This window comes from Streptomyces sp. NPDC059832 (genome assembly GCF_042731715.1).
Classification (GTDB): domain Bacteria; phylum Actinomycetota; class Actinomycetes; order Streptomycetales; family Streptomycetaceae; genus Streptomyces.
On record NZ_JBHWIY010000010.1, the window covers coordinates 108,291 to 135,284 of the forward strand.

Annotated in this window: 23 protein-coding genes and 1 tRNA gene; 14 read left to right on the plus strand and 10 right to left on the minus strand. The window is 70.5% G+C overall.

What is annotated here, in order from left to right; translation table 11 throughout:
• The first annotated feature begins 35 nt into the window (after nt 1-35).
• Nucleotides 36-695, plus strand: a complete 660-nt coding sequence (locus tag ACFV8T_RS19530) for a hypothetical protein (RefSeq protein WP_385328939.1) — start codon at nt 36-38, stop codon at nt 693-695.
• 149 nt (nt 696-844) lie between these two features.
• Here the strand turns inward: ACFV8T_RS19530 and ACFV8T_RS19535 are convergent, their stop codons facing one another.
• Nucleotides 845-2,344 (minus strand): immunity 49 family protein, encoded by a 1,500-nt coding sequence (locus ACFV8T_RS19535; protein ID WP_385328940.1) that lies wholly within the window; start codon nt 2,342-2,344, stop codon nt 845-847.
• 331 nt (nt 2,345-2,675) lie between these two features.
• Between ACFV8T_RS19535 and ACFV8T_RS19540 the strand changes: the two genes are divergently transcribed.
• Entirely contained in the window at nt 2,676-3,455 is a 780-nt protein-coding gene (locus tag ACFV8T_RS19540) for a calcium-binding protein (RefSeq protein ID WP_385328942.1), read from the plus strand.
• Between the two features lie 316 nt (nt 3,456-3,771).
• Here the strand turns inward: ACFV8T_RS19540 and ACFV8T_RS19545 are convergent.
• Nucleotides 3,772-3,844, minus strand: a tRNA-Arg gene (locus ACFV8T_RS19545).
• 441 nt (nt 3,845-4,285) lie between these two features.
• Here ACFV8T_RS19545 and ACFV8T_RS19550 point away from each other — a divergent pair.
• Together ACFV8T_RS19550 and ACFV8T_RS19555 are read left to right on the plus strand one after the other, a co-directional pair.
• Complete coding sequence (locus tag ACFV8T_RS19550; protein ID WP_385328943.1) at nt 4,286-4,873, plus strand: TlpA family protein disulfide reductase; 588 nt, start codon at nt 4,286-4,288, stop codon at nt 4,871-4,873.
• Between the two features lie 101 nt (nt 4,874-4,974).
• The gene (locus tag ACFV8T_RS19555) at nt 4,975-6,759 is read left to right on the plus strand and encodes a class I adenylate-forming enzyme family protein (RefSeq protein WP_385328945.1); all 1,785 of its coding nucleotides are present in this window, start codon (nt 4,975-4,977) and stop codon (nt 6,757-6,759) included.
• A gap of 56 nt (nt 6,760-6,815) precedes the next feature.
• On the opposite strand, the gene ACFV8T_RS19560 is transcribed toward ACFV8T_RS19555, so the two are convergent.
• Complete coding sequence (locus tag ACFV8T_RS19560) at nt 6,816-8,093, minus strand: M6 family metalloprotease domain-containing protein (protein ID WP_385329239.1); 1,278 nt, start codon at nt 8,091-8,093, stop codon at nt 6,816-6,818.
• A gap of 330 nt (nt 8,094-8,423) precedes the next feature.
• On the opposite strand from ACFV8T_RS19560, the gene ACFV8T_RS19565 reads away from it, so the two are divergent.
• Complete coding sequence (locus ACFV8T_RS19565; protein ID WP_385328947.1) at nt 8,424-9,086, plus strand: TetR/AcrR family transcriptional regulator; 663 nt, start codon at nt 8,424-8,426, stop codon at nt 9,084-9,086.
• Between the two features lie 182 nt (nt 9,087-9,268).
• Nucleotides 9,269-10,801, plus strand: a complete 1,533-nt coding sequence (locus ACFV8T_RS19570; RefSeq protein ID WP_385328948.1) for an MFS transporter — start codon at nt 9,269-9,271, stop codon at nt 10,799-10,801.
• Nucleotides 10,802-10,931: 130 nt separating this feature from the next.
• Here the strand turns inward: ACFV8T_RS19570 and ACFV8T_RS19575 are convergent, their stop codons facing one another.
• Entirely contained in the window at nt 10,932-11,444 is a 513-nt protein-coding gene (locus ACFV8T_RS19575) for a MarR family winged helix-turn-helix transcriptional regulator (RefSeq protein ID WP_385328950.1), read from the minus strand.
• A gap of 139 nt (nt 11,445-11,583) precedes the next feature.
• Here ACFV8T_RS19575 and ACFV8T_RS19580 point away from each other — a divergent pair, with 139 nt between their 5' ends.
• Entirely contained in the window at nt 11,584-12,366 is a 783-nt protein-coding gene (locus ACFV8T_RS19580; RefSeq protein WP_385328952.1) for a dioxygenase, read from the plus strand.
• Between the two features lie 86 nt (nt 12,367-12,452).
• Here ACFV8T_RS19580 and ACFV8T_RS19585 read toward each other — a convergent pair whose 3' ends face one another.
• Both ACFV8T_RS19585 and ACFV8T_RS19590 read right to left on the minus strand, forming a co-directional pair.
• Nucleotides 12,453-13,547 (minus strand): questin oxidase family protein, encoded by a 1,095-nt coding sequence (locus ACFV8T_RS19585; RefSeq protein WP_385328954.1) that lies wholly within the window; start codon nt 13,545-13,547, stop codon nt 12,453-12,455.
• A gap of 72 nt (nt 13,548-13,619) precedes the next feature.
• A complete protein-coding gene (locus tag ACFV8T_RS19590; protein ID WP_385328955.1) occupies nt 13,620-14,159 on the minus strand; it encodes a GNAT family N-acetyltransferase in 540 nt (179 codons plus the stop codon).
• 148 nt (nt 14,160-14,307) lie between these two features.
• Between ACFV8T_RS19590 and ACFV8T_RS19595 the strand changes: the two genes are divergently transcribed.
• On the plus strand, nt 14,308-15,306 hold the full coding sequence (locus ACFV8T_RS19595) for an RNA polymerase sigma factor RpoD/SigA (RefSeq protein ID WP_385328957.1): 999 nt from the start codon (nt 14,308-14,310) through the stop codon (nt 15,304-15,306).
• Between the two features lie 137 nt (nt 15,307-15,443).
• Here the strand turns inward: ACFV8T_RS19595 and ACFV8T_RS19600 are convergent, their stop codons facing one another.
• Complete coding sequence (locus tag ACFV8T_RS19600; protein WP_385328958.1) at nt 15,444-16,430, minus strand: helix-turn-helix transcriptional regulator; 987 nt, start codon at nt 16,428-16,430, stop codon at nt 15,444-15,446.
• 92 nt (nt 16,431-16,522) lie between these two features.
• Between ACFV8T_RS19600 and ACFV8T_RS19605 the strand changes: the two genes are divergently transcribed.
• Nucleotides 16,523-18,121 carry an MFS transporter gene (locus ACFV8T_RS19605; RefSeq protein ID WP_385328959.1) on the plus strand — a complete coding sequence of 533 codons (1,599 nt, stop codon included), beginning with the start codon at nt 16,523-16,525 and terminating at the stop codon, nt 18,119-18,121.
• Between the two features lie 145 nt (nt 18,122-18,266).
• Here the strand turns inward: ACFV8T_RS19605 and ACFV8T_RS19610 are convergent, their stop codons facing one another.
• The 3 genes from ACFV8T_RS19610 to ACFV8T_RS19620 form a co-directional block, all read right to left on the minus strand.
• On the minus strand, nt 18,267-19,037 hold the full coding sequence (locus ACFV8T_RS19610) for a DUF6227 family protein (protein WP_385328961.1): 771 nt from the start codon (nt 19,035-19,037) through the stop codon (nt 18,267-18,269).
• A 134-nt stretch (nt 19,038-19,171) separates the two neighbouring features.
• On the minus strand, nt 19,172-20,386 hold the full coding sequence (locus ACFV8T_RS19615; protein ID WP_385328963.1) for a P1 family peptidase: 1,215 nt from the start codon (nt 20,384-20,386) through the stop codon (nt 19,172-19,174).
• Nucleotides 20,387-20,500: 114 nt separating this feature from the next.
• The gene (locus ACFV8T_RS19620) at nt 20,501-21,658 is read right to left on the minus strand and encodes a low temperature requirement protein A (protein ID WP_385328965.1); all 1,158 of its coding nucleotides are present in this window, start codon (nt 21,656-21,658) and stop codon (nt 20,501-20,503) included.
• A gap of 124 nt (nt 21,659-21,782) precedes the next feature.
• On the opposite strand from ACFV8T_RS19620, the gene ACFV8T_RS19625 reads away from it, so the two are divergent.
• From ACFV8T_RS19625 to ACFV8T_RS19645, 5 genes are read left to right on the plus strand one after another with little or no spacing between them, the layout of a single operon-like run.
• The gene (locus tag ACFV8T_RS19625; RefSeq protein ID WP_385328966.1) at nt 21,783-22,973 is read left to right on the plus strand and encodes an MFS transporter; all 1,191 of its coding nucleotides are present in this window, start codon (nt 21,783-21,785) and stop codon (nt 22,971-22,973) included.
• The gene (locus ACFV8T_RS19630) at nt 22,970-25,324 is read left to right on the plus strand and encodes a molybdopterin oxidoreductase family protein (RefSeq protein ID WP_385328967.1); all 2,355 of its coding nucleotides are present in this window, start codon (nt 22,970-22,972) and stop codon (nt 25,322-25,324) included. Before ACFV8T_RS19625 ends, ACFV8T_RS19630 begins: the two co-directional genes overlap by 4 nt.
• Nucleotides 25,325-25,331: 7 nt before the next feature.
• On the plus strand, nt 25,332-25,934 hold the full coding sequence (locus ACFV8T_RS19635; RefSeq protein WP_326766090.1) for a 4Fe-4S dicluster domain-containing protein: 603 nt from the start codon (nt 25,332-25,334) through the stop codon (nt 25,932-25,934).
• Nucleotides 25,931-26,602, plus strand: coding sequence for a Rieske (2Fe-2S) protein (locus tag ACFV8T_RS19640; protein WP_385328969.1), 672 nt, complete (start codon nt 25,931-25,933; stop codon nt 26,600-26,602). The genes ACFV8T_RS19635 and ACFV8T_RS19640 overlap by 4 nt, the downstream gene beginning before the upstream one ends.
• Nucleotides 26,599-26,994, plus strand: coding sequence for a hypothetical protein (locus ACFV8T_RS19645; protein WP_385328971.1), 396 nt, complete (start codon nt 26,599-26,601; stop codon nt 26,992-26,994). The genes ACFV8T_RS19640 and ACFV8T_RS19645 overlap by 4 nt, the downstream gene beginning before the upstream one ends.

Genomic DNA, 26,994 nt, shown 5'->3' on the forward strand with positions numbered 1-26,994 from the left:
TGGGGGCCGAAGCGTCCCGGATCTAGCGTCGGCCCATGACGAACACCGAGCCCGCCTCCGGCACTTCCCGCAACGCCTCCGGCACTTCCGGCAATGCCCCAGGCGCGTCTGGCAACGCCCCCGGCACTTCCCACAATGCCCCCGGCGCGCCTGGCAACGCCCCCGATGTCCACAACGCCCCCGGCGCTTCCGGCGCCACCCCCAACACCCCCGACATCCCCGATGCGGCCCCGGCGACCGACGGCCGCGACCCCGCGCAGCTCCTGACGGCCATGGTCGACCACGTCCTGGCCCTCGCCGCGACCTGGACCGCCTGGGACGGCCGCCCCGTCCCCGCCGGTGACCGGCTCTACACCCCGCACAAGGCGATCCGCCGCGTCGCCGACCACATGGTCGACCATCTCGCCGAGATGGAGGCGCGGCTCGTAGGCGAGGAGACGCAGCCCGACCACTGGCACGCCTCGGCGACCACCACCGAGGCCGACCTCGCCCCGTTCACCGCGGCCGACCTCGACGAGGCACGCAGCCGGCTCACCCGCCTGGCCAGGATCTGGGCGAACCGCCTGGACGCCCTGACACCCGACGAGCTCGACCGGTCGGCCGGGACGGGCTGGACCTTCCGCCAACTCGCCTTTCACCTGGCCGAGTCGGCCTACTACGCGGACTCCGTGGGCGACCTGGGGCCTCGCGTTTGAATCACGCCGGGCTCGCGTGCCCCGGTCAAGCCGTGCGGGCAGTGTGGCGGTGCGGCGGACAGGAGTTCGCCATCGTCACACCGTGAGCCGAGGGCCCGGCGACGCCCGGCGACGCCCAACGAGGGCCCGGCGGGGGACCGGGGGCAGGGTCAGGGGCTGGCGATCTCCTCGATCCGTTCGCGGTTGAGCAGGTACAGGGGCAGGTACGGCTGTGCCGGAGCGAGGGGGAACCCGTGGTCGAAGGCGAGACTCGCCATCGCCAATGGCCCCAGGGCCACTCGGGCGCGCGGTGCCGCCGACTCGCCCCAGTGGGCGCCGTGTTCCGTGAGGGCTTCGGAGAGTGTCTCGGCGAAGGCGTCGTGGTCCTGCGCGACGAGACGGTGGAAGAGCGCGACCGGCTGGTAGTCGATCCCGTTCACGAACTCCATCGGCGCGTGGGTCACCTCGTCGGGCGCGGACGCCTTCATGGTGGCGACCAGCTTCTCCACGACCCCGTCCATGGAGTCGCGTTCGGAGAAGTAGGTCTGCAAGGTGTCGATCCAGCACAACACGTACGCGTCGACGGAGTCGTCCTGCCGCAGAGTCTCCAGCGGCACCTGGCACAGCCGCCGGATCCGGTCCCCCTTCCGGCACACGATCGCCAGGTAGAGGGCGTCGAGCCAGGCACGGGCGTCCGCGGGCGGTGCGGCGGGCGTGGCCGGCAGCTGCCGGACGAGGTCCTCGCCCAGCCGGCAGTCCTGGGCCCGCGCACCGGTGAACAGGGCGCAGCCGAGCTGTACGGCGGTGGCCCAGGCGTCCCACGTGTCGATCTGCGCCGCCCTGGGGTCGGCGGCGCAGTGGGCGTGTGCGTGGGCCACGGCGGAGGCGAAGGCGCCGCCCAGGTCGGCGGCCGGGCCCTGGGAGAGACCCGCTATCGACTCGGCTGTGGCGCGGGTGAGTTCGGCGAGGTCGGGAGCGGGCGCCTCGGCGACGGTACGGGTGGCGAGCCGGCCGGCGCGGTCGAGACGGACCAGGCCCTTCATCAGGCCGAGCAGCTGTGGCGGCGGCTGGATGGAGAAGGACCGGGTGTCCTCGTCGATGGCCGTGAGCGACTTCAGGCTGCCGCGGTGCCACCAGTAGACCCGCGGGGACAGTGCCCCCGGCCCGTCCTCGAAGGCACCCAGCGCGTAGGAGGCGAGGCCGTTGACGGCATCGACCACCGTGCCGTCGGCGATCGGGTGGTACACCAGGTTGTGGCGGCTCGGCATGACGACGAGGGCACCGGCGTGCGGAAGCGACTCGCCGGTGACCTGCCGGACCGCGGCGGACAGGAACAGCGCCTGGCTCCCGATGAAGTGCGAGTCGCCGTAGAAGGAGTGCAGGGTCGTCCCCTCGAAGGGGATCTCCTCGTGCGTGACGGGTACGCGCAACAGGTTCTCGTACGCCGCCCGCCCCAGCTCCTCCAGGCCGACGCTCTCCACGTCCGGGTCGGTGAGGATCCGTACATCGGTGGGCCGGTCGAGGGCATAGGCGAAGACGAGGCCGTCGGCCACGAGACGCGCGTAGCGAAGGGAACCGGCGATCTCAGGGGTGATCGAGTCGGCGGGCAGCAGTCGGGCGTACGTACCGCGCAGCAGTTCGTCGGTGTCGGGAGCGTGGTCCGGGTTCATTTCCCCGACTCTACGAAGGCGGTGCGCGGGCGCGCGACGCGCCCCGGCCGACGAGCTCGACCGCGCCCGTCCGTCACCGCACTCGCCCGCCACCTGGAGGTCCGGCTCGTCGTCCGGTCCGACAGTCGAGGGGGCCGATAAGCCTCTGTGCAATACCTCGCGAGCGGCCCCGGGTACTGACGCGAGCGCCCCCCGGGTACTGACTCGGGCAGCCGGGGAAGCCGCGCGGACGACTGAGAACGGCTCCGCGGTGTTGAACAACAACGTGGTGAACCGTTGGCCAGCGCCGTACGCTCCCTCTGATCAATCAATGAATCCGTGGGGGGAATTCATGCGTACAACCATGCGCCTTGCCGTGCTCGGCACCGGCGCCGCGCTGGCCGTCACCGCGATCGGGGCTACCGCAGCCCAGGCGGAGGACGGCGGCGCGGGCAATATCACGATCGACAAGGTCGTCATCAACGGCGGCAAGCCGGTCGTGGTCGGTACTACCAACGTGGTGTCCGCCAAGGTCTCGGTGACCGCGTCGGACGATTCCGGTATCGCCGAGACCACCTACATCAGCGCCTTCGGCCCGAAGCCGAACTACGCGCAGATCTGGGACGACGAGATCAAGTGCGCCAAGGCGAGCGCCACCACGTCGACCTGCACCGGCACGCTGACGTTCGACCCGAAGGCGTCGGTCGGCTTCGTCGGCAACAACGCGGCAGCCACCTGGAAGCTCGGCACGCTGGTCTCCGCCAATGACTCCAACTTCATCCACCGCGACGCGGCCACCACATTCAAGGTGCAGCGCTACTCGAAGCTGACGGTCAACGCCTCGCCGGAGCCGGTGAAGAAGGGCAAGACCATTACGGTCACCGGCAAGCTCTCCCGGGCCAACTGGGAGGACAACAAGTACCACGGCTACACGAACCAGTCGGTGAAGCTGCAGTTCCGCAAGAAGGGCAGCAACACCTACACCACGGTGAAGACGATCAAGTCCGACTCGACGGGCAACCTCAAGACGACCGTCACCGCCGCCACCGACGGCTACTTCCGCTACAGCTTCGCGGGCACGACGACGACTCCGGCGATCAACGCGGCCGGCGACTTCGTCGACGTCCGATAGCCACGTACGGAGAGCGTTCCCGAGCAGGGGCGCCGTCCTCACCGGGACGGCGCCCCCGCCGGTATGACGCTGACCCTCTGACCCCGCGGGCTCACCCCCGCCTGGCCGATCGATCAGCATCGGGCATCTGTCGTATCGAGCCCAGGACGTTGTCTCACCCACGGCGCCACACGGATCCGCCCACTGTCCGGTACGCCCGCGATGACGGCGTGGGCGGCGTGGCCGGTCCGCGTATGCGAACGGCCCCGGACGGGAAGTCCGAGGCCGAATGGAGCGCCTCCCTGGGGAAACCCCAGGTCAGAGCGGTAATGCGTTGTGCCCCCGGCAGGATTCGAACCTGCGACACCCGCTTTAGGAGAGCGGTGCTCTATCCCCTGAGCTACGAAGGCGGCGCTGACAGCGTAGCGGATGGGGCTTGCGGAGGTCGCCCCCGTTGGGGCCGCGGTCGGTCGTGTGGCCGGTCGGCGGGGATCCTGGCGCCCTCGGTGACGGCGTGCCGTGTCGTGTCGGGCAGGGGAGTCGGCCTTCGGGTGGGTGGGGTTCGGTGGGGAGGTGGCATTGGGGGAGGTGGTCGCAAGGGGGTTGTTCGCGGAGGGAGTTGGGGGTGGGCGTACCGTTCTGACTGACCAGCAAGAACCGTTGTTCAGCATGCACGGGGGTGTTCCCGTATGCCCGCATGCCGCGTCCGCACCGCACCGCGGATCCCGGGCTCCTCGGGATGCCGGGTGTCGCCGCACGGGTGACCCGGGGTGGTGGCGCGGTGTGGGTTCGGGATCCCCCGGCCCGGACGCCGGGTGGCGCCTGACCGCCGTCGCCCCGAAGGACCCCCCATGAAACGCCCCTATGTTCCCTTCCTGGCCGCCCTTGCCTGCGCCGTCGCCCTCGTCGGTGCGATCATGACCGGAGGTAGTCCGGGTACTCCCGAGGGCTATCACCGCGGCAAGGACGGCACGCTGACGATAGACAGTGCGCACCGTCCTGCCGCGCCGGACTTCACCGGGAGCGGTGCCGACGGGAGCCCGGTGCGGCTCTCCGACTACGCGGGGAAGACCGTCGTGGTCAACGCGTGGGCCTCCTGGTGCGGGCCCTGTCGTAAGGAGACCCCGGTCCTGGTGGGCTACCACCGGAAGATGAAGGACCAGGGGGTCGTTGTCCTGGGGCTGAACCGGGACGCCTCCGCCAATGCGGCGCGTGCCTTCGCCCGTGAGTTCCACATGCCCTACCCCAGCATTCTCGACCCCGGTGGAAAGCAGCTCTTCGCGCTGCCCAAGGGGCTGCTGACCACCCAGGGGCTGCCCGTCACCCTCGTCGTGGACGCGCGAGGACGGGTCGCCTCGACGGCGTCCGGGGCCCTCGGTGAAGGCCGTCTGGAGGAGCTCGTCGCCGCCGCGCGGGCCGGGTCCCCGGCCGGGCGCTGAGCCGGCGGGCGAGGGGGCCGGGGCGTCTTGACGGGGGGCGGGGGCGGGCATAGCGTCGCGAATATAATGAGCAAGCGCTTAGACGCTTAGAAAGGTCGCTCGTGCCGCACATCGACCCGACTCCCGCCACCCCCGGACCGGGCTTCGCCGCCCCCGGCCCGACCCCCGTCGGCCCCGATCCGGAGGCGGTCGCGGCCGCCGCGCAGGCCGCCGTCCGTATCGAAGCCGCGCTGACCGGCCCGGGAGCCCCGTTCGCCGTGGTGCGGGTGGAGGACGGGGTGCACGCCGGCTCGCTCGTGTACGCGGACGGGCCCAGGACGCTCCGTGAGTTCGTGGAGACCACCTGGGCCTTCGGGGACCGGCCCTTCCTGATCTCGGGGGAGCGCAGCTACTCGTACGCCGAGTTCTTCGCCGCCGCGTCCGCGCTGGCGTGCCGGATGACCGGGACGTACGGGCTGCGCCGGGGTGACCGGGCCGTCGTCGCGATGCGCAACCACCCCGAGTGGCAGATCGCCTTCTGGGCGGCGCAGCTGGCCGGGCTGGTCGCCGTACCGCTCAACGCCTGGTGGACGGAGGAGGAGTTCACGTACGCGCTGGACGACTCCGGGCCGCGGGTGCTCCTGGTGGACGGCGAGCGGCTGCCCAGGGTCGCCGGGTGGGCGGCGGAGAACGGGGCGCGCGTGGTGGTCTTCCACGCGGAGGAGACCGTCCCGGACGGTGTCGAACGGTACGAGGACCTGCCCGCGCCCGATCCGCTCGCCGCACCCCCCGAGGTCGAGATCCGGCCCGAGGACGACGCGACGATCATCTACACCTCCGGCACCACCGGCCGGCCCAAGGGCGCGGTCGCCACCCATCTCGCCCAGATGGGGGCGGTGGTCAACCCGCGGTTCCACGCGGCCGCCTCCGCGCTCGGCCGCGGGCTGATCCCGGGGCAGGGGCCCGCCCCGGTGTCGCTGCTGACCTTCCCGTTCTTCCACGTCGCCGCGTTCACCGGCTTCTACGCGGCGATGGCGGCGGGCGGCACCCTCGTCCTGATGCGGAAGTGGGACGCCGAGGAAGCGCTCCGCCTGATCCGCGAGCACGGCGTCACCCACTACGCCGGTGTCCCGGCGACCGCGCTCCAGCTGCTCGCCGCGGCCGAGCGGGCGGGCGACGGCCTGGAGGGTCTGCAGATGCTGAGCACCGGCGGGGCCGCTGCTCCGCCCGATCTGGTCGCCCGGCTGACCGCCCGGCACGGCGACCGGATCGAACCCCGCAACGGCTACGGCCTGACCGAGACCAGCGGTGGTGTCCTGGCGAACTTCGGTGCCGAGTACCGGCTCCACCCGGGCAGCGTCGGCCGTCCGACACCCACCACCGAGGTGCGGATCGCCGGGCCCGCGGGCGAGGCGCTGCCCGAGGGGGAGGTCGGGGAGCTGTGGCTGCGCGGTCAGTCACTGGTCCGCGGCTACTGGCGTGACGAGGCGGCGACCGCTCGGGCGTTCACCGACGGATGGTTCCGGACCGGGGATCTCGCGGTGGTGCACGAGGGGCGGGTCGGCATCGTCGACCGGATCAAGGACATGGTGATCCGCGGCGGGGAGAACGTCTACTGCGTGGAGGTCGAGGCGGTGCTGCACGACCACCCGGACGTCGAGGACGCGGCGGTGCTGGGGGTGGCGCACCCGGTCCTGGGCGAGGAGGTGGCCGCCGTCGTCCGGCTGCGGGCCGGTGCCACCGTCACGGCCGAGGAGCTGAGGGCGCACGTCGGGCGCAGCCTGGCCGCTTTCAAGGTTCCGGCCCATGTGCTCGTACGGGACGAGCCGCTGCCCCGGAATCCGACCGGGAAGATCCTCAAGCGGGAGCTGCGCGGGCCCGTCGAAGCGGAGGTCCGGGGGCGATAGGTGGGGCGACAGGAAGGGCGACGCGGGAGCGATAGGGGAGCGAGCGGGCGGCGTGGTCAGGGGCGCGTTATGCGGACTCGGTAGTTTCCCTTCTTGTCCTTGTCGACCACGGATATGCGTATCCCGCTGGTCCGGTCGGTGAAGGTCTCGCCGGGCCGGAAGGGGGCGTCGGACAGTTCGGAGTGCACATTGGGCAGCCGGGTGCAGCCGGCGCCTCCCTTGGTGCTGTCCGCGACGGACACCGGACCCTGTCCGGTGTCGATGTCCGAGCTCACCTTGTAGATCAGTACGCCCGGCTTGCAGACCGCCTGGTCGTTGCCGGCCTTGGTCCGCACCTCCACCGCATAGCCGGACTCGCTGCTCAGCGGTACGAATGCCAGCTTGATGCCGCCCCGGGTGGCCAGTGGTTCGAGTACGTGGTCGCTGGTGCCGGGCCGTGCGGCGCAGCTGATCTGGTTGTTGTCCAGCCAGCCCAGCTTCCACTTGTGCCAGCCCAGCAGGTCGTTGTTGGCGCCCCAGTCCTCGGACATGATGTCCCAGTGCCCGACCGAGCCGCCGCCCTCCATCGTGTAGAGGTCGGGGAGGCCGAAGACATGGCCGTTCTCGTGCGGCAGGACGCGGTATCCGGTCTGTTTGAACGAGCCCGAGCCGTCGTCCTGGCGGCTGTAGATGAAGGACGTGTTGGCGAGCGGGGCGCCGTCCGCCCGCGGGGCGTCGTCGTTGCCGGAGAAGGTCACGGACAGGACGGTGTCCAGGGCGGAGGGGCCGGCGTTCGGGGTGACCAGGATGTTGACCAGGTCGTACGCGGTGAAGTCCACCTTCGGATCGGCGGCGGCGATGATGTCCTTGACGAGGTGGCGGTAGCCCGGCTCGTACGGTGAGCCGCGCTCCACCCCGTACTCCGAGAGCGGCAGTGGCATCCGCAGCCAGGATTTCAACGGGGCGTCGGGGACGTACGTGAGCCGTCCGTACGATGCGGTCCGGAACCAGCTGGTGGTCTGCGGGAAGAATTCGGCGTACCGGTCCATCGCGGAACCGGCGCCCGGTGCGTCCGGGAAGTCGATCATCAGGTTGAGGGCACGGACCTTGCCCGTGGAGCGGGCGTAGCCCTCCGGTGTCGGCATGCCTTCCGACATCTGTACGCCCACGGTCGCCGGTATTCGGCACGGGGCTATGCCTGCCGAACGGGCGGTGGCCACCGGGCCGGCCGAGGCCCGGCTGGCTATCGGAAGAGTGTTGCTGGCTGTGGCCATTGCGGCTATGACCAGGGCTGTTGCGGAGGCGAGCGCGATCGGGTGGCGGTGGTTGCGTATCCGGTGGCGGGGCTTCTGCATATAGGCGCCTCGGGGTCCGCGGCAGTCGGCCGGCCCTGACTGCGCTCTGCGGATCAGCCTCTTGCGGGTGGTGCGGCGCCGCTCGTTGGGTGCGCCGTTCGGCTGGTTTCCCACTTCGGTCACGTGACTCAGGTCACATGAGAATGGGGAAATAAGCGGGGACGGTTTCCCCGTTTGAATCCGTGTCCCCGCGAAACGGGGAGACGGTCCCCGGTTACGGGGGGGCGCCAAGAGGGCGCCGTGGAGAACGAAGAGCGCCACAGTGGAAGCAGCAGAGCAGAAGCCGTGGAAGCCGTGGAAGCCGTGGAAGCAGTAGGAGGGACAGTCGTCGTGGACACCGTCAGTCGTACCGCCACCGGAGCGACGCAGCCCCGGACGCCCCGTCCGCGGGCCGATGCGCTGCGCAACCGGGAGCGGATCGTGACGGCCGCGCGCGAGATGTTCGTCGAGTTCGGGCCCGACGTCCCGCTCGACGAGGTCGCCAGGCGCGCCGGCGTCGGCAACGCCACGCTCTACCGGAACTTCCCCGACCGGGCCGCGCTGGTGCACGAGGTCGTGCTCGCGGTCATCTCCCGGACCACCGACCGTGTGGAGGAGGCGGTGGCCGGGGAGGCCGACCCCTTCGCCGCGCTCAGCCGCTTCGTGCACGCGGCGGCCGACGAGCGGATCGGGGCGCTGTGCCCGATGCTTTCCGGCGGCTTCGACAAGGACCATCCCGAACTGCTCGCCGAGCGCCAACGCCTCGAAGGGGCCGTCGAGGGGCTCGTGTCGCGCGCCATGTCCGCGGGGCGGCTGCGCACCGACATCGCCGTCGGTGACGTACTCGTCGCCCTCTCGCAGCTCACCCGGCCACTGCCCGGCACCGGCTGCCTGGACATCGACCGGTTCACCCACCGTCATCTACAGCTGTTCCTGGACGGACTGGAGGCCCCGGCCCGGTCCGAACTGCCGGGAACGGCAGCGACCTTGGAGGATCTGCGGCGCCGGCCATGACATCCGCGCCGGGCTCCTGAACGAGGAGTCCGGCGGCACGTCCGCCACGCCTTGACCATCCCTTTCATCACCCGCCCGCCCGTTCACCGTCTTCCCTTTTCGCCGGCATCCCGGTTCATCTTCACCGGCATCCCGGTTTCACGACTCTTCGCGTACTTGCGCGTCCTTAGGTGGATACACCCATGTCAAAAACAGCCGATATCCGACTCCCGGACCCCAGTCGCTGGAAAGCGCTGGCCTTCATCGCCCTTGCGCAGCTGATGGTCGTTCTCGATGCCACGATCGTGAACATCGCGCTGCCGCACGCCCAGACGGCCCTGGGTATTTCCGATGCCAACAAGCAGTGGGTCATCACGGCGTACGCCCTGGCCTTCGGCGGGCTGCTGCTCTTCGGAGGCCGGATCGCCGACCTCTGGGGACGCAAGCGGACCTTCGTCGTCGGCCTGATCGGCTTCGCGCTGGCCTCCGCGCTCGGTGGCGCGGCGCAGAACCAGGGCATGCTCTTCGGCTCCCGCGCGCTCCAGGGCGTCTTCGGCGCGCTGCTCGCGCCGGCGGCCCTGTCGCTGCTCGCCGTGATGTTCACCGATGCCAAGGAGCGCGCCAAGGCGTTCGGCATCTACGGTGCGATCGCCGGTGGCGGCGGCGCCGTCGGTCTGATACTCGGCGGCTTCCTGACCCAGGCGCTGAACTGGCGCTGGACGTTCTTCGTCAACATCCCGTTCGCCGTCATCGCGGCCGCGGGCGCGTACTTCGTGATCCGTGAGCCGGCCGGCAGCCGCAACCGCTCGTCGCTCGACGTCCCGGGCGTCGTCCTGTCCGCGCTGGGTCTGGTCTCGCTGGTGTACGGATTCACCCGCGCCGAGTCCGCCGGCTGGTCGGACGGGCTGACCATCGGCATGTTCGTCGCGTCCGGTGTGCTGCTGCTGTCCTTCGTCCTGACCGAGTCCAGGGTCCAGTCGCCGCTGCTGCCGCTGCGCGTCCTGATGGACCGCAATCGCGGTGGTGTCTACCTCTCGCTGGGTCTGGCCGTCATCGCGATGTTCGGGCTGTTCCTCTTCCTGACGTACTACCTGCAGGTCGTGAAGGGCTACTCGCCGATCAGGACCGGCTTCGCCTTCCTCCCGATGATCGCGGGCATGATCACCGGATCCACGCAGATCGGTGCCCGGCTGATGACCCGGGTCCCGGCGCGCAAGCTCATGGGTCCCGGCTTCCTGACCGCCGCCGTCGGCATGCTGCTGCTGACGCAGCTGGAGATCGGCTCCTCCTACGTCGGGCTGATCCTGCCCGCGCAGCTGCTGCTGGGTCTGGGCATGGGTACGGCGTTCATGCCGGCCATGTCGCTGGCCACGCACGGTGTCGAGCCCCGGGACTCGGGTGTCGCGTCTGCGATGGTCAACACCTCGCAGCAGGTGGGCGGCGCGATCGGTACGGCGCTGCTGAACACCATCGCCGCCTCGGCCGCGACGGCGTACGCCTCCTCGCACGCCGCACTCGGCGCCAGGAACCCGGAGCTGCTGAAGCTCCAGTCGATGGTGCACGGCTTCACCGGTGCCATCTGGTGGGCCGTCGGCATCCTGGTGGTGGCCTCCGCCATCGCGGTGACCTTCATCAACGCCGGGCGACCTTCGGCGGGCCCGGCGACCGGAGGCTCCGGTTCGGGTGACGCCGACGGTGTCGAGGACGAGTTCAAGATCCCGGTCGTCGCCCACTGAGCACCGACGCGCGAGGTGGCGCGGAGACGATGTGAACGCGGCTGTGCCCCGGTTTCCGTTCGAAGCTCGAAGCTCGAAGCTCACGAGCTCGAACGGAACCGGGGCACAGCCGTATCGGTATGCGCGCGGTTCAGCGCAGCCAGGGCAGGTCCGCGTTCGTGCCCTCCGGCTGCAGTCCGGCGGCGACGACCTGCATGATCTCGCCCAGCGAGCGCACCTGCTCGGGCGTGAGCCGGTCGAACATCGCCTGGCGTACGGCGTCGACATGGCCCGGTGCGGACCGGCGCAGCATCTCGAAGCCGTCGTCGGTGAGGACCGCGTTCTGGCCCCGCTTGTCGGACGGGCAGTCCTCGCGGCGCACCCAGCCGCTCTTCTCCAGCCGCGCGACGGCGTGCGAGAGCCGCGAGCGGGTGATCTTGGCGTCCTTGGCCAGTTCCGTCATCCGCTTCTGGCGGCGTGGGGCCTGGGAGAGCTGGACGAGCAGACCGTAATAGATGTGTGGCATGCCGGCATCGCGCTGCAACTGGCGGTCGAGGTGGTCCTCCATGAGCGTGGTGGCGTGGAGATACGCGCGCCACACGCTCTGCTCTTCGTCGGAGAGCCAGTGGGGCTCACCGGTGGATGCCGTGGTCATGTACTCCACTGTACGACCTTTTCTTGAAAGTTGAACTAGATAGAGCTAAGGTCTCCGGGAGAAGGAAGCTTGAACATTAAAGAATCCTTCCTTCTCAAAAAGACCCCAGTAGAAGACTTACCCGGATCAGCAGTGGATGGGGAGTGCCATGACAGTCACCGCGGAGCGCATGCCCGCCCTCTATCTTTCCCACGGCGCCCCGCCGCTGGCCGACGACCCGGTCTGGCCCGGCGAACTGGCCGCCTGGTCCGCCGGGCTGCCCCGCCCCCGCGCGATCCTGATGGTCTCCGCGCACTGGGAGGAGGCCCCGCTGGCCCTCGGGGCCACGGAGACGGTCCCGCTGGTCTACGACTTCTGGGGCTTCCCCGAGCACTACTACCAGGTGCAGTACGCCGCCCCGGGCGCCCCGGAGCTGGCGGAGAGCGTACGCAAGCTGCTGCGCGGCGCCGGTACGCCGGTGCAGGACATCCCGGACCGCGGGCTCGACCACGGGGCGTACGTCCCGCTCGTGGAGATGTTCCCGGGCGCAGACGTTCCCGTACTCCAGATCTCCATGCCGACGCTGGACCCGCAGAAGCTCATGGACATCGGGCGCAAGCTCGCGCCGCTGCGCGACGAGGGCGTCCTGATCGTCGGCAGCGGCTTCTTCACCCACAACCTGGCCGCCCTGCGGCATGCGGGCGGCGGCACCCCCGGCTGGTCGGCGGAGTTCGACGACTGGGGGAACCGGGCGCTCCAGGCGCAGGACATCGACGCGCTGCTGGACTTCGAGCACAAGTCCCCGGCCGGCCGGCTGGCCCACCCGCGCACCGAGCACTTCGCACCGCTCTTCGTGACGCTCGGCGCCGGTGAGAGCGAGCTGGACCGGGGGCGCAGCGTCATCGACGGGTTCTGGATGGGACTCGCGAAGCGGTCGGTGCAGTTCGGCTGAGCCCCTGTGACCGGGGCCGAGGCCCCGGACACGGCCCTGGCCCCGTTCACAGGGCCGGGGCCGGGGTCATGTCCGGCGTCGTCACATCACAGGGCCGGCGGGTTCAGTTCGATCGAGCGGAGTGCGGCGGCGAGGGCCGTCCCGTCGCCGATGTCCAGCGCGGTGTCGGTGAACTTGATGGTGTGATCGTTGCCGTGCGCCGCCGCCCGCGCGAACAGCTCGTCGGCGGACGCGGTCGCCGGCGCGTACGGGGCTGCCTCGGCCGGACTGTACGCGGCGGTGACCGCGGCGCTCGCCGCCCACGCGGCCTCCAGGCTCGGCACCCACAGCGCGCGCGGGAGCGCGGGCAGGGTGCGCAGCACGGCATTGGGCGCGGTCGCGGCGTGCACCAGCATGATCGGTTCGCCGTGCCCGTGCGTGGCGAACCGGTGGGTCGCGGCCCGCACCAGCTCCACCAGCCGGGCCCGCGCCTCGTCCGGGTCGTCGGTGAACCGCTGTGGCCACACCGGGAGTGCGGTGAGCTGCGCCAGCCGGTCCCGGATACCGCCGCTCTGCTCGGGCACCGGCGGTACGGCGTCCAGTGCGGCCGCGGCGGTGGGCGCGGGCGCGAGAGGGGCCAGCGCGGGCAGCGGCTGGTGGCGGGCGGCCCAGTAGCCGAGGCCGTGGGCGAGTTCGGTGATCCGGGGCGCGGTCGCCTCGCCGGCGAGCAGGGTGCGCACGGAGTGGCCGACCCGGATGGCGGGGTGGGTGGCGCCCGCCGCGATGCCGGGGAGCAGCCGTGGCCACCACTCGGTGAGGACGTCCCGCCAAGGGCGCTCGGCGGTCTCCCGTTCGAAGTACGCCGTCCAGTCCGCGATCCGGCGCGGGTCGCCGAGGGCCTCGCGCCAGTTCTCCGCCGTCACCCGGGTCGCGGTGTCCGGCATGTCCTCCAGCTTGTGGCTGTAGTGGTCGAGCCAGCGGTGGACGGCCGGTGCCTGACCGTGCCGGACCAGCGACTCCACGGCCATCGGACCGTGATTGCTCAGCCAGCCGTCGCGTTCGGGGCCCGAGGAGTGGAGGCGTTCCAGCGCCTCGTCGAGCGTGCCCGTGGTGTCGTCCGCGACCGTGGTGCCGTCCGCGTCGTTCGCGCCCGCCCCGCCGCCCGTGTCCGTCGTGTCGTCCGTGCTCTTCGTGTCGTCCATACGCGAGCACGCTAGGCGCGGGGGCCGCGCGGCGTAACGGACCGCGGACCCAGACCGGGACCGGCCGGGGGACTAGGGCTGTGGCCCCAGTCGCTTCTCGTACCAGGCCACGTCCCAGTACGTGCCGAACTTCCGGCCCACCTCGGCGTACGTACCGACATGGCGGAAACCGAAGCGCTCGTGCAGCTGGCCGGAGGCGTCGTTGGGCTGGGCGATGCCCGCGTACGCGCGATGCAGGTCCTCGTCGGCGAGTGCCTCGAACAGGGACGTGTAGAGGAGCGTGCCGATGCCGCGGCCGGTGGCCCAGGGAGCGCAGTACACGCTCACCTCGACCGAGGTCGCGTACGCCGCCTTGGGGCGGAAAGCGCTGCTGGTGGCGTATCCCAGGATGGAAGCGGGGCCGACAAGCCGGACATCCTGAGCAACCAGAAGACGGTGCGGGCCGTCTTCAGGGTGGGAACGCAACCACGGCAGCCGCTGTTCGGGAGTGAAGGGGGTCGTGTCGAATGTGAGCGCGGTCTCACGTACGTAATGGTTGTAGATGTCCGTGAGCGCCACCAAATCACCCTCGACGCCCGGCCTGACCTGCGCTTCTGTGGGACTCTCCGGCATGCGCTCTCCCCTCGCGGCGGCACAGGGTACTGCATGATCGCGAAAATGAATGCCAGGCGTGGGAATTCTGTCCGGATTCCAGTCGTTGTTTCCATCGGATGCAGGGCACCCGGAAGGGTGTCGCGACCTACTCAGCAAGGGAGCACGCATGGCAACCCGTGCCGTCGCCCGTCGTTCGTCCGCCACCAATGGGACCAGCCGGGCAAGCAGTGTTCGCGCCTCGGGCGGAGAGATCGCCGATCGCGACCTGGTCGGCATGTACCTGGACGAGATCGCGCGTACGCCTCTGCTCGACGCCGCCAAGGAAGTCGAGCTGTCGCAGATCGTCGAGGCGGGCGTCTACGCCCGGCAGATACTCGACGGAGCGGTGGACAGCGAAGCCGGTGGAGCCACGCGCGAGGAGCTGGAGGCGCTGGTCGCCGAGGGCGAGCGCGCCAAGGACATATTCATCCGTTCCAACCTCCGGCTCGTCGTTGCCGTCGCCCGCCGCTATCCGCGGGCCGGGCTGCCCCTGCTCGACCTGATCCAGGAGGGCAACGCGGGCCTGGTGCGAGCGGTCGAGAAGTTCGACTACGCCAAGGGCTTCAAGTTCTCCACGTATGCGACGTGGTGGATCCGTCAGGCCATCACCCGTTCCATAGCCGACCAGTCCCGTACGATCCGGCTCCCCGTCCACCTGGTGGAGGAGCTCGGCCGGATCCGCCGGGTGCAGCGCGAGTTCAACCGTGAACACGGCCGCGACCCGGAGCACGCCGAGATAGCGGCCGAGCTGGACTCCACGCCGGAGCGCGTGGGCGACGTCCTGGACTGGGCCCGCGACCCGGTCAGCCTCAACATGTCCGTGGACGACGAGGGCGAGACCCAGTTCGGCGATCTGCTGGAGGACACCTCCGCGGTGTCGCCCGAGCAGTCGGTGATGACGCTGCTGCGCAGCGAGGAGCTCGAAGACCTGATCGGCAAGCTCGACAACCGCACCGCGTCGATCATCCGCATGAGGTACGGCATCGAGGACGGCCGCGAGCGGACCCTCACCGAGGTCGGCAAGCAGCACGGCCTCACCCGCGAGCGGATCCGGCAGATCGAGAAGCACGCGCTGCTCGAACTGAAGCGAATGGCCCACGACACGGGTTTTGATGCTGCGGCGTGAGCCTTCGTCCAGTAACCTCCGAAATGGGTCGCTTCGCGTGACCCCCTGAGCTGAGTCCCGGCGCCCACCCCCCCCTGGCGCCGGGGCTCATCCTTTTCATGACCGGTCCTTTCATGGCCGGTCCGCTTCCGTTCGGCTCATGACCCGGTCCGTCCCGGAGACCGGCGTGCTGCCGCGCGGGTCAGCCGGGCACCCAGATCACCCAGGTAGTCCACCAGCTGCGGTGGCTCGTGCGCGGTGAAGTCGCAGTCCACCAGCGCCAGCCGGAGTGCCACCCACTCCAGCGAGTCCGCGAGCACCGCCCGCAGCCGGCAGCTGTTCTCGCCGGTCCGCTCCAGCGGACCCATCGACGCCGGCAGCCGCGCGGACACGAAGTCCGCCGGGGCCGCGAAGCTCACATCGACCGCCAGCTCCGGCTGCCGCCGGGCGATGGAACCGGCGAGGAACCTCGCCGCGTCCCCCGTGGGCAGCTCGCGCGGTGCGAACCGGGCCCCGGTCGCGAACGGCTCGCTCACCCGGTCGACCCGGAACGTACGCCAGCCCTCGCGCCCCAGGTCGTACGCCACGAGATACCAGCGCCACCCCGTGCTCACCAGCCGGTACGGCTCGGCCTCCCGCTTCGTCTCGGCGCCGTCGCCCGCCCGGTATGCGAACCGCAGCCGCTCCTGCCCGGTGACCGCCGAGGCCATCACGGTCAGCGTCCGCGGGTCGATGGTCGAGCCGTCGCCCCGGGTCAACGGCATCGTCGCGTTCTGCAGGGTCGAGACCCGGTGCCGCAGCCGCGACGGCAGCACCTGCTCCAGCTTCGCCAGCGCCCGTACGGACGCTTCGTCCACTCCCTCGATGGCATGCCCGGCCCCCGCCCGCAGGCCCACCGCGATGGCCACCGCCTCCTCGTCGTCGAGGAGCAGCGGCGGCATCGCGGTGCCCGCGACGAGCCGGTAGCCGCCGATGGATCCGCGCGAGGCCTCGACGGGATAGCCGAGCTCGCGGAGCCGGTCGATGTCGCGACGGATGGTGCGCGGGCTGACATCGAGCCGTTCGGCGAGCTCGCTGCCCGGCCACTCGCGGGGTGTCTGGAGGAGCGACAACAGATTCAGCAGTCGTGCCGGGGTGTCGGTCATGGCCTCAGCCTTCCGCCGGGGTGTCGGTCGTCTCACCAGGGTGCTCACCCATTAGGTCATGGACCGACCTAATGGATGTTTAGCTTCTTCATATGACTTCTTCCTCATCTCTGTCGTCCACGGCATCCGGGCCAACGGTGTCCTCGGACCCGTCGGACCGGCGACGCTGGTTCGCGCTCGCCATCGTCATGACCGCGGCCTTCATGGACCTGGTCGATGTCACGATCGTCAATATCGCCATACCGAGCATCCGCGAGGACACCGGCGCCTCGTTCAGCTCGATCCAGTGGATCACCGCCGGCTACTCCCTGGCCTTCGCGGCCGGTCTGATCACCGGCGGGCGGCTGGGGGACATCTACGGCCGCAAGCGGCTGTTCCTCATCGGCATCGGCGGCTTCACCGTGGCCTCCGCGCTCTGCGGCTTCGCCGCCAACCCGGAGATGCTGGTCGCCTCCCGCATCCTCCAGGGCGGCACCGCCGCGCTGATGGTTCCGCAGGTGCTGTCGATCGTGCACGCCACCTTCCCGGCGCACGAGCGCGGCAAGGTCTTCGGCCTCTTCGGCGCGATCGTCGGTCTCGGTGCCGTGCTGGGGCCGCTGCTGGGCGCGCTGCTCACCGAGTGGAACATCGCCGGTCTCGAATGGCGGCCGATCTTCCTGATCAACCTGCCCGTCGGCATCGCGGGCCTGATCCTCGGCCGGAAGTTCATCACCGAGTCCAAGGCCCCGAAGGCGCTCCGGCTCGACCTGGCCGGCGTCGCCCTGGTGACCCTGGGCATGCTGATGCTGATCTACCCGCTGACCCGTGGGCACGAGCTGGGCTGGCCGCTGTGGGGCCACGTATCGATGGTCGGCAGCCTGCTGGTGTTCCTGGTGCTGGTGCTGTTCGAGCGGGGCAAGGCGCGCAAGGACGGTTCGCCGCTCGTCGAGCTGTCGCTGTTCCGGGTCAAGAGCTTCGCTGCGGGTATCGCCGTGCAGCTGACCTTCGGTATCGGGCTCGGCATCTTCTTCCTGGTCTGGACGCTCTACATGCAGATGGGCCTCGGCTGGAGCGCGCTGAAGGCCGGCACGACCGGTATCCCGTTCTCGATCGCCGTGTCTTTCGCCGCCGGGATCTCCGTACAGAAGCTGGTGCCCCGCTTCGGCCGCAAGGTCCTCCAGACGGGCGCGCTGCTGATGATCGCCGGCCTGCTCCTCTACATCTGGGAGTCCGACCGGTACGGCATGGACATCACGTCCTTCCAGATGGCGCTGCCGCTGGTGGTCATGGGTATCGGGATGGGCCTGATCGTGGCGCCGCTGACCGACGCGGTGCTCTCCGAGGTGCCCAAGGAACACTCCGGTTCGGCCTCCGGGCTGATCAACACCGTGCAGCAGATGGGCAATGCGCTCGGGCTCGGACTGGTCTCGGTCGTCTTTCTCGGCGCGATCGGTGACCGGCTGGCGCCGCAGGAGGTGGGCCCGGCGTTCGCGGAGGCGTTCCGGCACTCGCTGTGGTGGGTTGCCGGGGTGCTCGCGGTGATCTTCCTGGTGATGTTCGCGCTGCCCGCGCGGCAGCGGCAGCACGTGGAGGACGGCGACGAGGCCGTGGACGCGGCCGGTGTCGACGCGGCGGGCGCCGAGGTCTCGGCGGGCGTCGTGGATGCGGCGGGCGGCTCCGAGGGTGCCAAGAAGCCGGCTCTGACGTCCTGACCGTCCTGCGCCGGAGTCGAAGGAGGACGGTGCCCGCACCCTTCGGGGTGCGGGCACCGGTGCGTCTGAGTCCGTGTCTGCTTCTGTCTCCGAGTCCGTGTCGGATCCGGTGCCGAGGCCCCGGGGTCCGGGCCGAGGCCCCGGGTCAGCAGATGCGCGTACGGCTCTCCATGGCGCCGCGTGCGGTGCCTTCGTCGCCGTACACCTCGCACATGTGGCGGCCGTCCGGCGTGGCCGTGTGCTCGACCTCCCACAGGCTCGTCTCGCTGCCGTCGAGGAGCAGGAAGGCGTGCTCGTACAGGGTGAATCCGGCGTCCCGCCCGTCCACCTGACACTGCCGGCCGAAGACCTGGGTGATGTGGTGGGCGAAGGCGGCGCGCAGCAGCCGGGCGGTCTCCTCGCCGGGACCGTCGCTGTTCTCCGCGCGGCGCAGGACGCGGCGGGCGTGGTCGGCGGAGTTGTCCGGGGCGTACATCCTGGGCAGCGGGGCCGGGGGAGCCGCCATCAGGACCGTGAGTATCTCCAGGTCGGCCTGCGGCCCGTCGTCCCCGAACACCGGGACTTCGCCGAAGCTGCCGGTCAGCCTGGCGGCGGCGACATGGGCATCGGCCTCGTCGTCGTACAGCTCGTGGTGCATGAGGTCGGGCTCCGTCCGGAACCGCGGGTCCGTCGCGCTCCGCGGGCCGCCGTGCACCAGCTCCCACAGGGAGAGGGGGGTGCCGTCGGACAGCAGGTACGTGTGCCGGTAGGTCTCTCGGTGGAGTACGGAACTGTGGTGCGAGGAGTGCAGGGAACTGCTGTGGGCGAGCGCGGTACCGAGTCTCTCGACCGTGCTGTCGGGCAGGTCGAAAGAGTTGAGTGCCCGTCGCAGGAGTCGCTCGAGGTGCTGCTCGGTTGTCTCGTACGGATCGCTCAAGGTGCTGTCTCCAGGCCGTTGCCGCGTGTTACTTGCTGCGTGCATAACGTAGTCCCTGGGTCCGACATCGTGACCGGGGTTCAGGAAAACGTATGGCACACGCAGATGGTTCCTGACGGTTCGTCCGAACTTCCTTACCCGGCAGGCGAGTCGGAGGCCGGGCCATCGCCCTCCGGCTGCGGCGAGGAGCGCGGACGCAGGCCGTAGAGATCGCTGTACGAGGGGTAGCAGCCGCCGCCGGGGCGGCCATCGACGCTCCGAGCTGCCCGGACGGCCTTCACGATGGCGCGCGTGAGCACGTCCGCGCCGGCTGCCAGCAGGCCGTTGAGCGCGATCGGATTCTGCGGATCCAGCGGCCGGGCGCCGGTCGCCAGCGCGAAAACGGTGTCCCCGTCGGTGAGCAGATGTACGGGGCGGACGGCGCGCGCCAGCCCGTCGTGCGCCGTACCCGCGAGCTTCTGCGCCTGGGCCCGGGTGAGGTCGGCGTCCGTGGCGACGACGGCGAGCGTGGTGTTGAGCGGGGGCCGCGCGTTCGCCTCCCGCAGCTCGGTGAGGCGCTGCTCCGCCGCATGGAGAACCTCGGGCGCCGGGTGCGCCGGCGGTTCGGCGGCGCCGTACTCCCCGTAGAGCACCCCGGTACGCGGATCGACCACCGAGCCCGCCGCGTTCACCACGACGAGCGCGCCCACCGTGATGCCGGAGGCCAGCCGGATGCTCGCCGTGCCCACGCCGCCCTTGAGCTGCCCGGCGACCGCGCCCGTACCGGCGCCCACGCCTCCCTCGGCCACCGGCGCCCCCGGCCCCGCAGTCGCGGCGTCCTCCACCGCGGCGCGGCCCGTCGAGGCGTCGGGGCGGGCCCGCCAGTCGCCGCCCCGCCCCAGGTCGAAGAGGCAGGCGGCGGGAACCACCGGCACCACCTGCGCCGGATCGGGGCCGACCCGCACCCCGCGCCCCTGCTCCTCCAGCCAGGCCATCACGCCGGACGCCGCGTCGAGACCGTAGGCGCTGCCGCCCGTCAGGACGACGGCGTCGATGCGCTGCACCAGATTGCGCGGATCGAGCGCGTCCGTCTCCCGGGTGCCGGGGCCGCCACCGCGTACGTCCACGGCCGCAATCGCACCGCCCTCCGGGGCGAGGACCACGGTGGTGCCGCTCAGCGCGCCCTCGCCGGGCACCTGCGCATGGCCGACGCGCAGCCCCGCGACATCGGTCAGCGCGTCGAGGAGGTCAGGCGGGGCGTCGAGCGGCCCGGGGACGTCGGGCGGGGTGGCGCTCGGCCCGGGGGAGTTCGGTGGGGCGGCGTTCGGTGGGGCGGCGGGGGCCGTCGGGTTCCGGGGTTCTTCCGTCATTGCGTGCTCCTCATCGATGACACGGCTCGCGACCCACCGGCACTGATGACGCGGCTCGCGACCCACGACCCGGAACATCCGGCCGCGTGAGCCGTCGCCGGCCGTCCGCTGCGCTCACCCGGCCACGGCGGGCCGCCGGGAGAGCAGCGCCCCCACGGCCACGGCCGCCGCGGCGACCAGACCGGCCGCGAACACCGCCCACCCGCCGGCGAACGTACAGGCCAGGATGGCCAGCGCGGCCACGGGGAGGGACAGTTGCTCCGCGAGGTCGCGCTTGAAGTGGCGGGCGTGCAGCGCCCACACCGTCAGCAGGAAGAGCGCGGAGGGAATGGTCACCGCGGCGGCGGCCACCGTGTCCGAGACGTGGGCCTTGCCCACGGCCTCCTCCACCGCGACCTCGATGCCCGCGCCGATGGCGGCCGCGGAACCGAAGATCAGGAAGTGTCCGTATCCCCAGATGAACGCTTCCCTGCTGCCGCGCAGGTAGTCATGGATCGGCACGGCGAAATAGATCCACCAGGCGGAGAAGACGATCAGCAGCCCGCCCGCGGCGATCGGCAGCAGTTCGCCGAGCGCCTCGTGCTCGTACACCGCCTCCTGGACCGCGACCGTGGCCGCCGCGATCGTCTCGCCCAGCACGATGATCGTGAACAGCCCGTACCGCTCGCCGATGTGGTGCGGATGCCAGCTCGTCGAGCGGTCGCGCTCGGCGAGCGCGGGAACGGACAGCTCCGCGAGCACAAGCACGACGAAGACGGCGGTACGGGCTCCGCACGACTCGGCGGGCAGCAGCAGCATGGCGATCCAGCCCAGCTGTACCACCATGATCCCGACGGCGTACCGCAGCGCGACGCGCCGCTCCCCGCTTTGTGTGCAGTGCGCGGCGCGCAGCCACTGGCTGGTCAGCGCGAGCCGCATCACCACGTAACCGATGACGACGATCGTCCAGTCGCCCCCGTCGAAGGCGCGCGGCACTCCGGCGGCGAGGACGAGCACACCGGTGATCTGGACGAGCGTGACGACGCGGTACAGCGGGTCGTCGGTGTCGTAGGCCGAGGCGAACCAGCTGAAGTTGACCCAGGCCCACCAGATTGCGAAGAAAACGGCCGCGTAGCTGCCGACTCCGGTGAGGGCGTGGCCTTCGGCGACGGCATGGACCAGCCGCGCGCCCGCCTGGGCCACGGCGACCACGAAGCAGAGGTCGAAGAAGAGTTCCAGCGGGGTCGACGCGCGATGTTCCTCGGTGCGGCTGCGAGCCGTCATTACAGGCATGGGAGCCAGCACACCAGACGGGCTCGACCACGCCGAACGGGGCACGCCCCGGATGGGCGATCGAGCTCACCCGGCTGAGTCGTAAAACAGGACCAACTATCATGTACGACCCTACGGTGACGGAGTGACAGAGCCGCCAGAAGCCTCCGCCGCAGCCGCGCAGCCCGACCCCGGTGCACGCATCGGCTCCGCCGGAGCGCCTGGCACCCCGCCCTCCGCCGGGCCCGGGACCGCCGGACCTCAGGCCGCCGGACCCGGACCCGGTACCGCCGGACTCCGGGCCGCCGGGCCCCGCTCCGTCACCGCCCGCGCGACCGCGGCCGGTGTCATCGTCTCCGTCCTGCTGATCCTCGCGATCGTGCTCGGCAGCCGGCTGCTGGAGAACTTCGACTCCGCCCTCCTCCCGTACGCCGTCGCCACCGTCTTTCTCGCCTTCGGCGTCGCCTACCGCTACACGATCTGGGTCTCCGCGCCCGGCGCCCGGCGGCTGTTCAAGCAGGGGTGGCGGAGCTTCTTCTCGGTGGCCAACTTCCGCAAGGCCCCTACCGCGCTGCCCCGGATGATCGCCACATATCTGGGCTTCCAGAAATTCCTCGGCGCCCGCTCGCACGCCCGCTGGGCCGCCCATCAGCTGATCTTCTGGGGCTGCATCCTCGCTTCCCTCATCACCTTTCCGCTGACCTGGGGCTGGTTCACCTTCACCTCCGGCAGCGGATCGGGTCCCGGCTACGAGATGCGTATCTGGGGCTTCAGGATCATCGGGTTCGACTCCCTGGACATTCTGGGCTGGCTGATGTTCCACGGCCTGGACATCGCCGCCGTGCTCGTCATCCCCGGCGCCTCGTACTTCCTGTGGCGCCGGATGAAGGACCGCGGCGCCATCACCGGCCAGCGCTTCGCCTACGACCTGGTGCCGCTGATCGCTCTCGTCGTCATCTCGGTGACCGGTCTGCTGCTCACCTTCTCGTCGATCTTCCTGCACGGCGGCGGATACGAGTTCCTGGCGGTTCTCCACATGGTGTCGGTGGTGTTCACCCTCATCTACATCCCGTTCGGGAAGTTCTTCCACATCGTCCAGCGCCCGGCCGCGGTCGGCATGCAGCTGTTCAAATACACCGCCCGGCAGGACCAGGAGGTGCTCGGCTGCCGCCGCTGCGAGGAGCCCATCGACACCGGGCCGTATGTCGAGAACCTCCGCGGCACCATGCGCGACCTCGGCCTCGACTTCGACGAGTGGGCCGAATACTGCCCGCGCTGCAAGCGGGTGCTGCGCGGCAGTGCCTATCTCTCCCAGGTGAAGAAGGGCTTCAAGTGACCGCGGATCCGCGTGCGGCCAAGAGCCGTGCGACTGGCCCCCACACAACCGACCCCCGTGCGGCCGTGTCTCTCGACCCCTCTCTCGCTCCGCCCGGCACCCGCGCCTTCCGGGACGCGGGCGGTATCCCCGCCGACCGGTGGCGCGCCGACCAGGAGGGCGAGACGCTCGTCCCCACCCACTGCTGTTTCTGCGGGGTCCAGTGCGGGATGTATCTGCGCGTCGACCGCGGTGGCAAGGTCTTCGGCGTCGAACCCCGCAACCACGACATCAACCGGATGCGGCTGTGCCCCAAGGGGATCAACGCTTACCAGCAGGTCAACCACCCCGACCGGCTCACCGCCCCGCTGATGCGCCGCTCCCGTGACGAGGACTTCCGCGAGGTCTCCTGGGACGAAGCGCTCGACTTCACCGTCGCCGAGATCAAGCGCATCCAGCAGAGCTACGGGAACGACGCCTTCGGGCTTCTCGGCGGTGCCAGTCTCTTCTCCGAAAAGACCTATCTGGTCGGCAAATTCGCCCGGGTCGCCCTCAAGTCCCGGCACGTCGACTACAACGGCCGGCTCTGCATGGTCAGCGCCGCGGGTGCCAACAAACTCGCCTTCGGCATCGACCGGGCCGGCAACCCCTTCTCGGACATCCTGCTCACCGACTGCCTGCTGATCGCGGGCTCCAACGTCGGCGAGTGCTTCCCCGTGATGACCCAGTACGTTTGGGGGGCCAGGGACCGCGGCGCGAGCCTGATCGTCATCGACCCGCGCGAGACGGCCATCGCCCGGACCGCCGACATCCATGTCGCGCTCAAGCCCGGCACCGATTCGGCCTTCTTCAACTCCGTGCTGAACGTGGTCATCGAGGAGGGGCTGACCGACGAGGCCTATCTCGCCGCCCACGCCACCGGCTGGGAGGAGGTGAAGGCCAAGGTCGCCGAGTACCCGCCGTCCAGGGCGGCCGAGATCTGCGGCATCCCCGCCGAACAGATCGTCCAGGTCGCCCGCACCTTCGCCCGTGCGCCCAAGGCCATGGCCTGGCACGCCCGGGGCATCGAGCACCACTCGCAGGGCGTCGAGAACTGCCTCTCCGTGATCAATCTCTGCACCGCCACCGGCCACATCGGCAGACCCGGCGCCGGGTACGGCACCATCACCGGCCAGGGCAACGGGCAGGGCGGCCGCGAGCACGGTCAGAAGTCCGACCTCCTGCCCGGCGGCCGCTCGATCATGAACGAGGAGCACCGCAGGCAGATCTGCGAGATCTGGGGCATCGAGGAGTCCGAACTCCCGCCCGCCGGCACCTCGATGATGGAAATGGTCTGGCAGATGCAGCGCCGCGAGATCCGCGGCCTGATCGGCATCTGCAACAACCCCTTCGTCTCCCTCCCCAACTACAAGGTGGTCAAGGAGGGGTACGACGCCACGGAGTTCCACGCTCAATTCGACTTCTTCCTTTCCGAGACCGCTGCCAACGCGCATGTCGTCTTTCCCGTCACCACCTGGGCCGAGGACGAAGGGGTGATGGCCAACGCCGAGGCCCGGGTGGTCAAGCACAACAAGGCGCAGGACCCGCCGCCCGGCGTACGGACCGACACCTGGGTGATGTGCGAACTCGCCAGGCGCCTCGGCGCGGGCGACAAATTCGCCTTCGCCGACTCCCGTGCCGTCTTCGACGAACTGCGGATCGCCTCCGCCGGCACCGTCAACGACTACTACGGCATCACCTACGAACGGCTGGAGGAGACCGGCGGAATCGTCTGGCCCTGCCCCTCCACCGACCACCCCGGCACCCCTCGGCTCTTCGAGGACGGCAGGACCTACCACCCCGACGGCAGGATCCATCTCCAGGTCGTCGAGTGGCACCCGCCGATGGACCCGTACGACGACGAGCACCCCATGTCGCTCACCACCGGACGGACCGTCGCCCACTTCCTCTCCGGCAACCAGACCCGCCGCCTGGGCGCCCTCGTGGAACAGACCCCGCGGCCCTGGGCCGAGCTCCATCCCTCCCACGGCTTCCGCAACGGCGAACCGGTCCGCGTCGTCACCCGGCGCGGCAGCGAGGTCTTTCCCGCACTGGTCACCGAGGCGATCCGCCCCGACACCGTCTTCATCCCCTACCACTGGCCCGTCCCCACCGCGGCCAACGCCCTCACCATCGATGCCCTCGACCCCCGTTCCAAGATCCCCGAATACAAGGTGTGCGCCTGCCGGATCGAGCACGCCGGGAAGATCGACGAAGTCCCCGCGCCGCCCGTCGCGCCCGGCCAGGTCAGCTACCCGGAGACCCAGGTCTCCCGTACCGACCCGCTGCCGCCCACGGCCCCCCAGGGACGTGGCACCTCGGAGAGGAGCTGACCGCCGCATGATGGGCAGAACGATCTTCATCGACCCGGGACGCTGCATCGGCTGCCAGGCATGCGTCTCCGCCTGCCGGGAATGCGACTCGCACCGCGGCAAGTCGATGATCCACCTCGACTACACCGACGAGGGCCAGTCGGTGGCCTCCCTTCCCACGGTCTGCATGCACTGCGAGGACCCGGTCGCCCCGTGCGCCGAGGTCTGTCCCGCCGACGCGATCCTGGTGACCGCCGACGGTGTGGTGCAGCAGGCCGACACCACCCGCTGCATCGGTTGTGCCAACTGCGTCAACGCCTGCCCCTTCGGCGTCCCGAAGATCGACCTCCAGGCGAAGCTGCAGATGAAATGCAACCTCTGCTACGACCGCACCGCCTACGGCCTCGCCCCCATGTGCGCGACCGTCTGCCCGACCGGAGCGCTGTTCTACGGGACCGTCGAGGAGCTCCAGGCCGAGCGTCCCGGCGTCCAGGTCGCCGACACCTTCACCTTCGGCCGGAGCGAGGTACGCACCGGCGTGGCCATGGTCGTGCCCGCCGACCGGGTTCAGTGGCCGGTGCCCGGAGGCCTTCCGGTCGTCGAGATCAACGGGAAGGACGTCCGCCGATGAGCGGCACCGACCAGCTGCCCTCCGGAGACCCGCGCGAAGCCCTGCACGACCGGATCGCCGCCGACTCCCTCACCACCCGGCGCGACTACCTCCGGATCGTGGCGACCGTCTCCGGCGGACTCGCCGTCGGCGGCCTCGGCGTGGCAGGCGGAATCCTGCCGCGCCACGGCGACCCCGACGACGCCAGGACACCCTCGCCGAAGAGGATCGCCGCTCAGCTCCTGCCCGGTGAGTCCCTCGCTTTCCACTACCCGGACGAGGAGGACCGGGCGGTCGCCGTCCGCCTGGACGACGGCACCCTCGTCGGCTACTCCGCGATCTGCACCCATCTCGCCTGTGCGGTGCTCTGGCGCAAGGACCACGGTTCCGAGGGCGAGCTGTACTGCCCCTGTCATGAGGGCATCTTCGACGCCCGCACCGGTGAGGTCACTGCCGGGCCACCGCCCCGTGCGCTGCCCAAGGTGGTGCTCACCGAACAGACCGACGGCAGCATCTGGGCGGTCGGCACGACGCGCTCGGGCGAGAGCATCGAGCACGGCCTGTGCCGTCAGCTCTCCGAGGACCGCCCGGACCTCGCCTCCCGTGTCGGCTGCCCCGCCGTCAAGGGCGGCGGCGCGGAGGCCCCCGCGGCCGGGACCGAGGCCGAGACCCCCGGCAGGCGGCCATGACCGACGCCCGGCAGTCCCGGAACCAGGAGCCCCCGGGGTCCTCGCAGTACCCGGAGTACCACCCGGGGAGTGCTCGCCCCGAACTCAACCGGCCCGTCCATGAGCGCTATCCGCAGATCCGCGCCACCAGCGGCTACGGAGACCCCCGGGTCCGCCACACCGGCCCCGGTCCGGGGGCGGGCACCGACCAGGAGCCCGAGCGGTCCTCGAAGCTGACGGCCCGGCTGGCCCTCGCCATGACGGTGGTCGTCGGACAGCTCTGGGGTCTGACCGTCACCATCGACGCATGGATGGAGGGCAACACCGGCACGGCCTGGTGGGGGGCCGGCTTCCTCTGTCTGTCGTTCCTCGTCGTCCTCGGGCTGTGGCTGATCGACCCGAAGGATCGCTGA

What these genes read in the sequence shown, in the direction of transcription:
- ACFV8T_RS19530 (WP_385328939.1), top strand. Translation starts at nt 36, where the DNA reads ATGACGAACACCGAGCCCGCCTCCGGCACTTCCCGCAACGCCTCCGGC.
- ACFV8T_RS19535 (WP_385328940.1), bottom strand. Translation starts at nt 2,344, where the DNA reads ATGAACCCGGACCACGCTCCCGACACCGACGAACTGCTGCGCGGTACG.
- ACFV8T_RS19540 (WP_385328942.1), top strand. Translation starts at nt 2,676, where the DNA reads ATGCGTACAACCATGCGCCTTGCCGTGCTCGGCACCGGCGCCGCGCTG.
- ACFV8T_RS19550 (WP_385328943.1), top strand. Translation starts at nt 4,286, where the DNA reads ATGAAACGCCCCTATGTTCCCTTCCTGGCCGCCCTTGCCTGCGCCGTC.
- ACFV8T_RS19560 (WP_385329239.1), bottom strand. Translation starts at nt 8,093, where the DNA reads ATGCAGAAGCCCCGCCACCGGATACGCAACCACCGCCACCCGATCGCG.
- ACFV8T_RS19570 (WP_385328948.1), top strand. Translation starts at nt 9,269, where the DNA reads ATGTCAAAAACAGCCGATATCCGACTCCCGGACCCCAGTCGCTGGAAA.
- ACFV8T_RS19580 (WP_385328952.1), top strand. Translation starts at nt 11,584, where the DNA reads ATGACAGTCACCGCGGAGCGCATGCCCGCCCTCTATCTTTCCCACGGC.
- ACFV8T_RS19585 (WP_385328954.1), bottom strand. Translation starts at nt 13,547, where the DNA reads ATGGACGACACGAAGAGCACGGACGACACGACGGACACGGGCGGCGGG.
- ACFV8T_RS19590 (WP_385328955.1), bottom strand. Translation starts at nt 14,159, where the DNA reads ATGCCGGAGAGTCCCACAGAAGCGCAGGTCAGGCCGGGCGTCGAGGGT.
- ACFV8T_RS19595 (WP_385328957.1), top strand. Translation starts at nt 14,308, where the DNA reads ATGGCAACCCGTGCCGTCGCCCGTCGTTCGTCCGCCACCAATGGGACC.
- ACFV8T_RS19600 (WP_385328958.1), bottom strand. Translation starts at nt 16,430, where the DNA reads ATGACCGACACCCCGGCACGACTGCTGAATCTGTTGTCGCTCCTCCAG.
- ACFV8T_RS19605 (WP_385328959.1), top strand. Translation starts at nt 16,523, where the DNA reads ATGACTTCTTCCTCATCTCTGTCGTCCACGGCATCCGGGCCAACGGTG.
- ACFV8T_RS19615 (WP_385328963.1), bottom strand. Translation starts at nt 20,386, where the DNA reads ATGACGGAAGAACCCCGGAACCCGACGGCCCCCGCCGCCCCACCGAAC.
- ACFV8T_RS19620 (WP_385328965.1), bottom strand. Translation starts at nt 21,658, where the DNA reads ATGCCTGTAATGACGGCTCGCAGCCGCACCGAGGAACATCGCGCGTCG.
- ACFV8T_RS19635 (WP_326766090.1), top strand. Translation starts at nt 25,332, where the DNA reads ATGATGGGCAGAACGATCTTCATCGACCCGGGACGCTGCATCGGCTGC.
- ACFV8T_RS19640 (WP_385328969.1), top strand. Translation starts at nt 25,931, where the DNA reads ATGAGCGGCACCGACCAGCTGCCCTCCGGAGACCCGCGCGAAGCCCTG.
- ACFV8T_RS19645 (WP_385328971.1), top strand. Translation starts at nt 26,599, where the DNA reads ATGACCGACGCCCGGCAGTCCCGGAACCAGGAGCCCCCGGGGTCCTCG.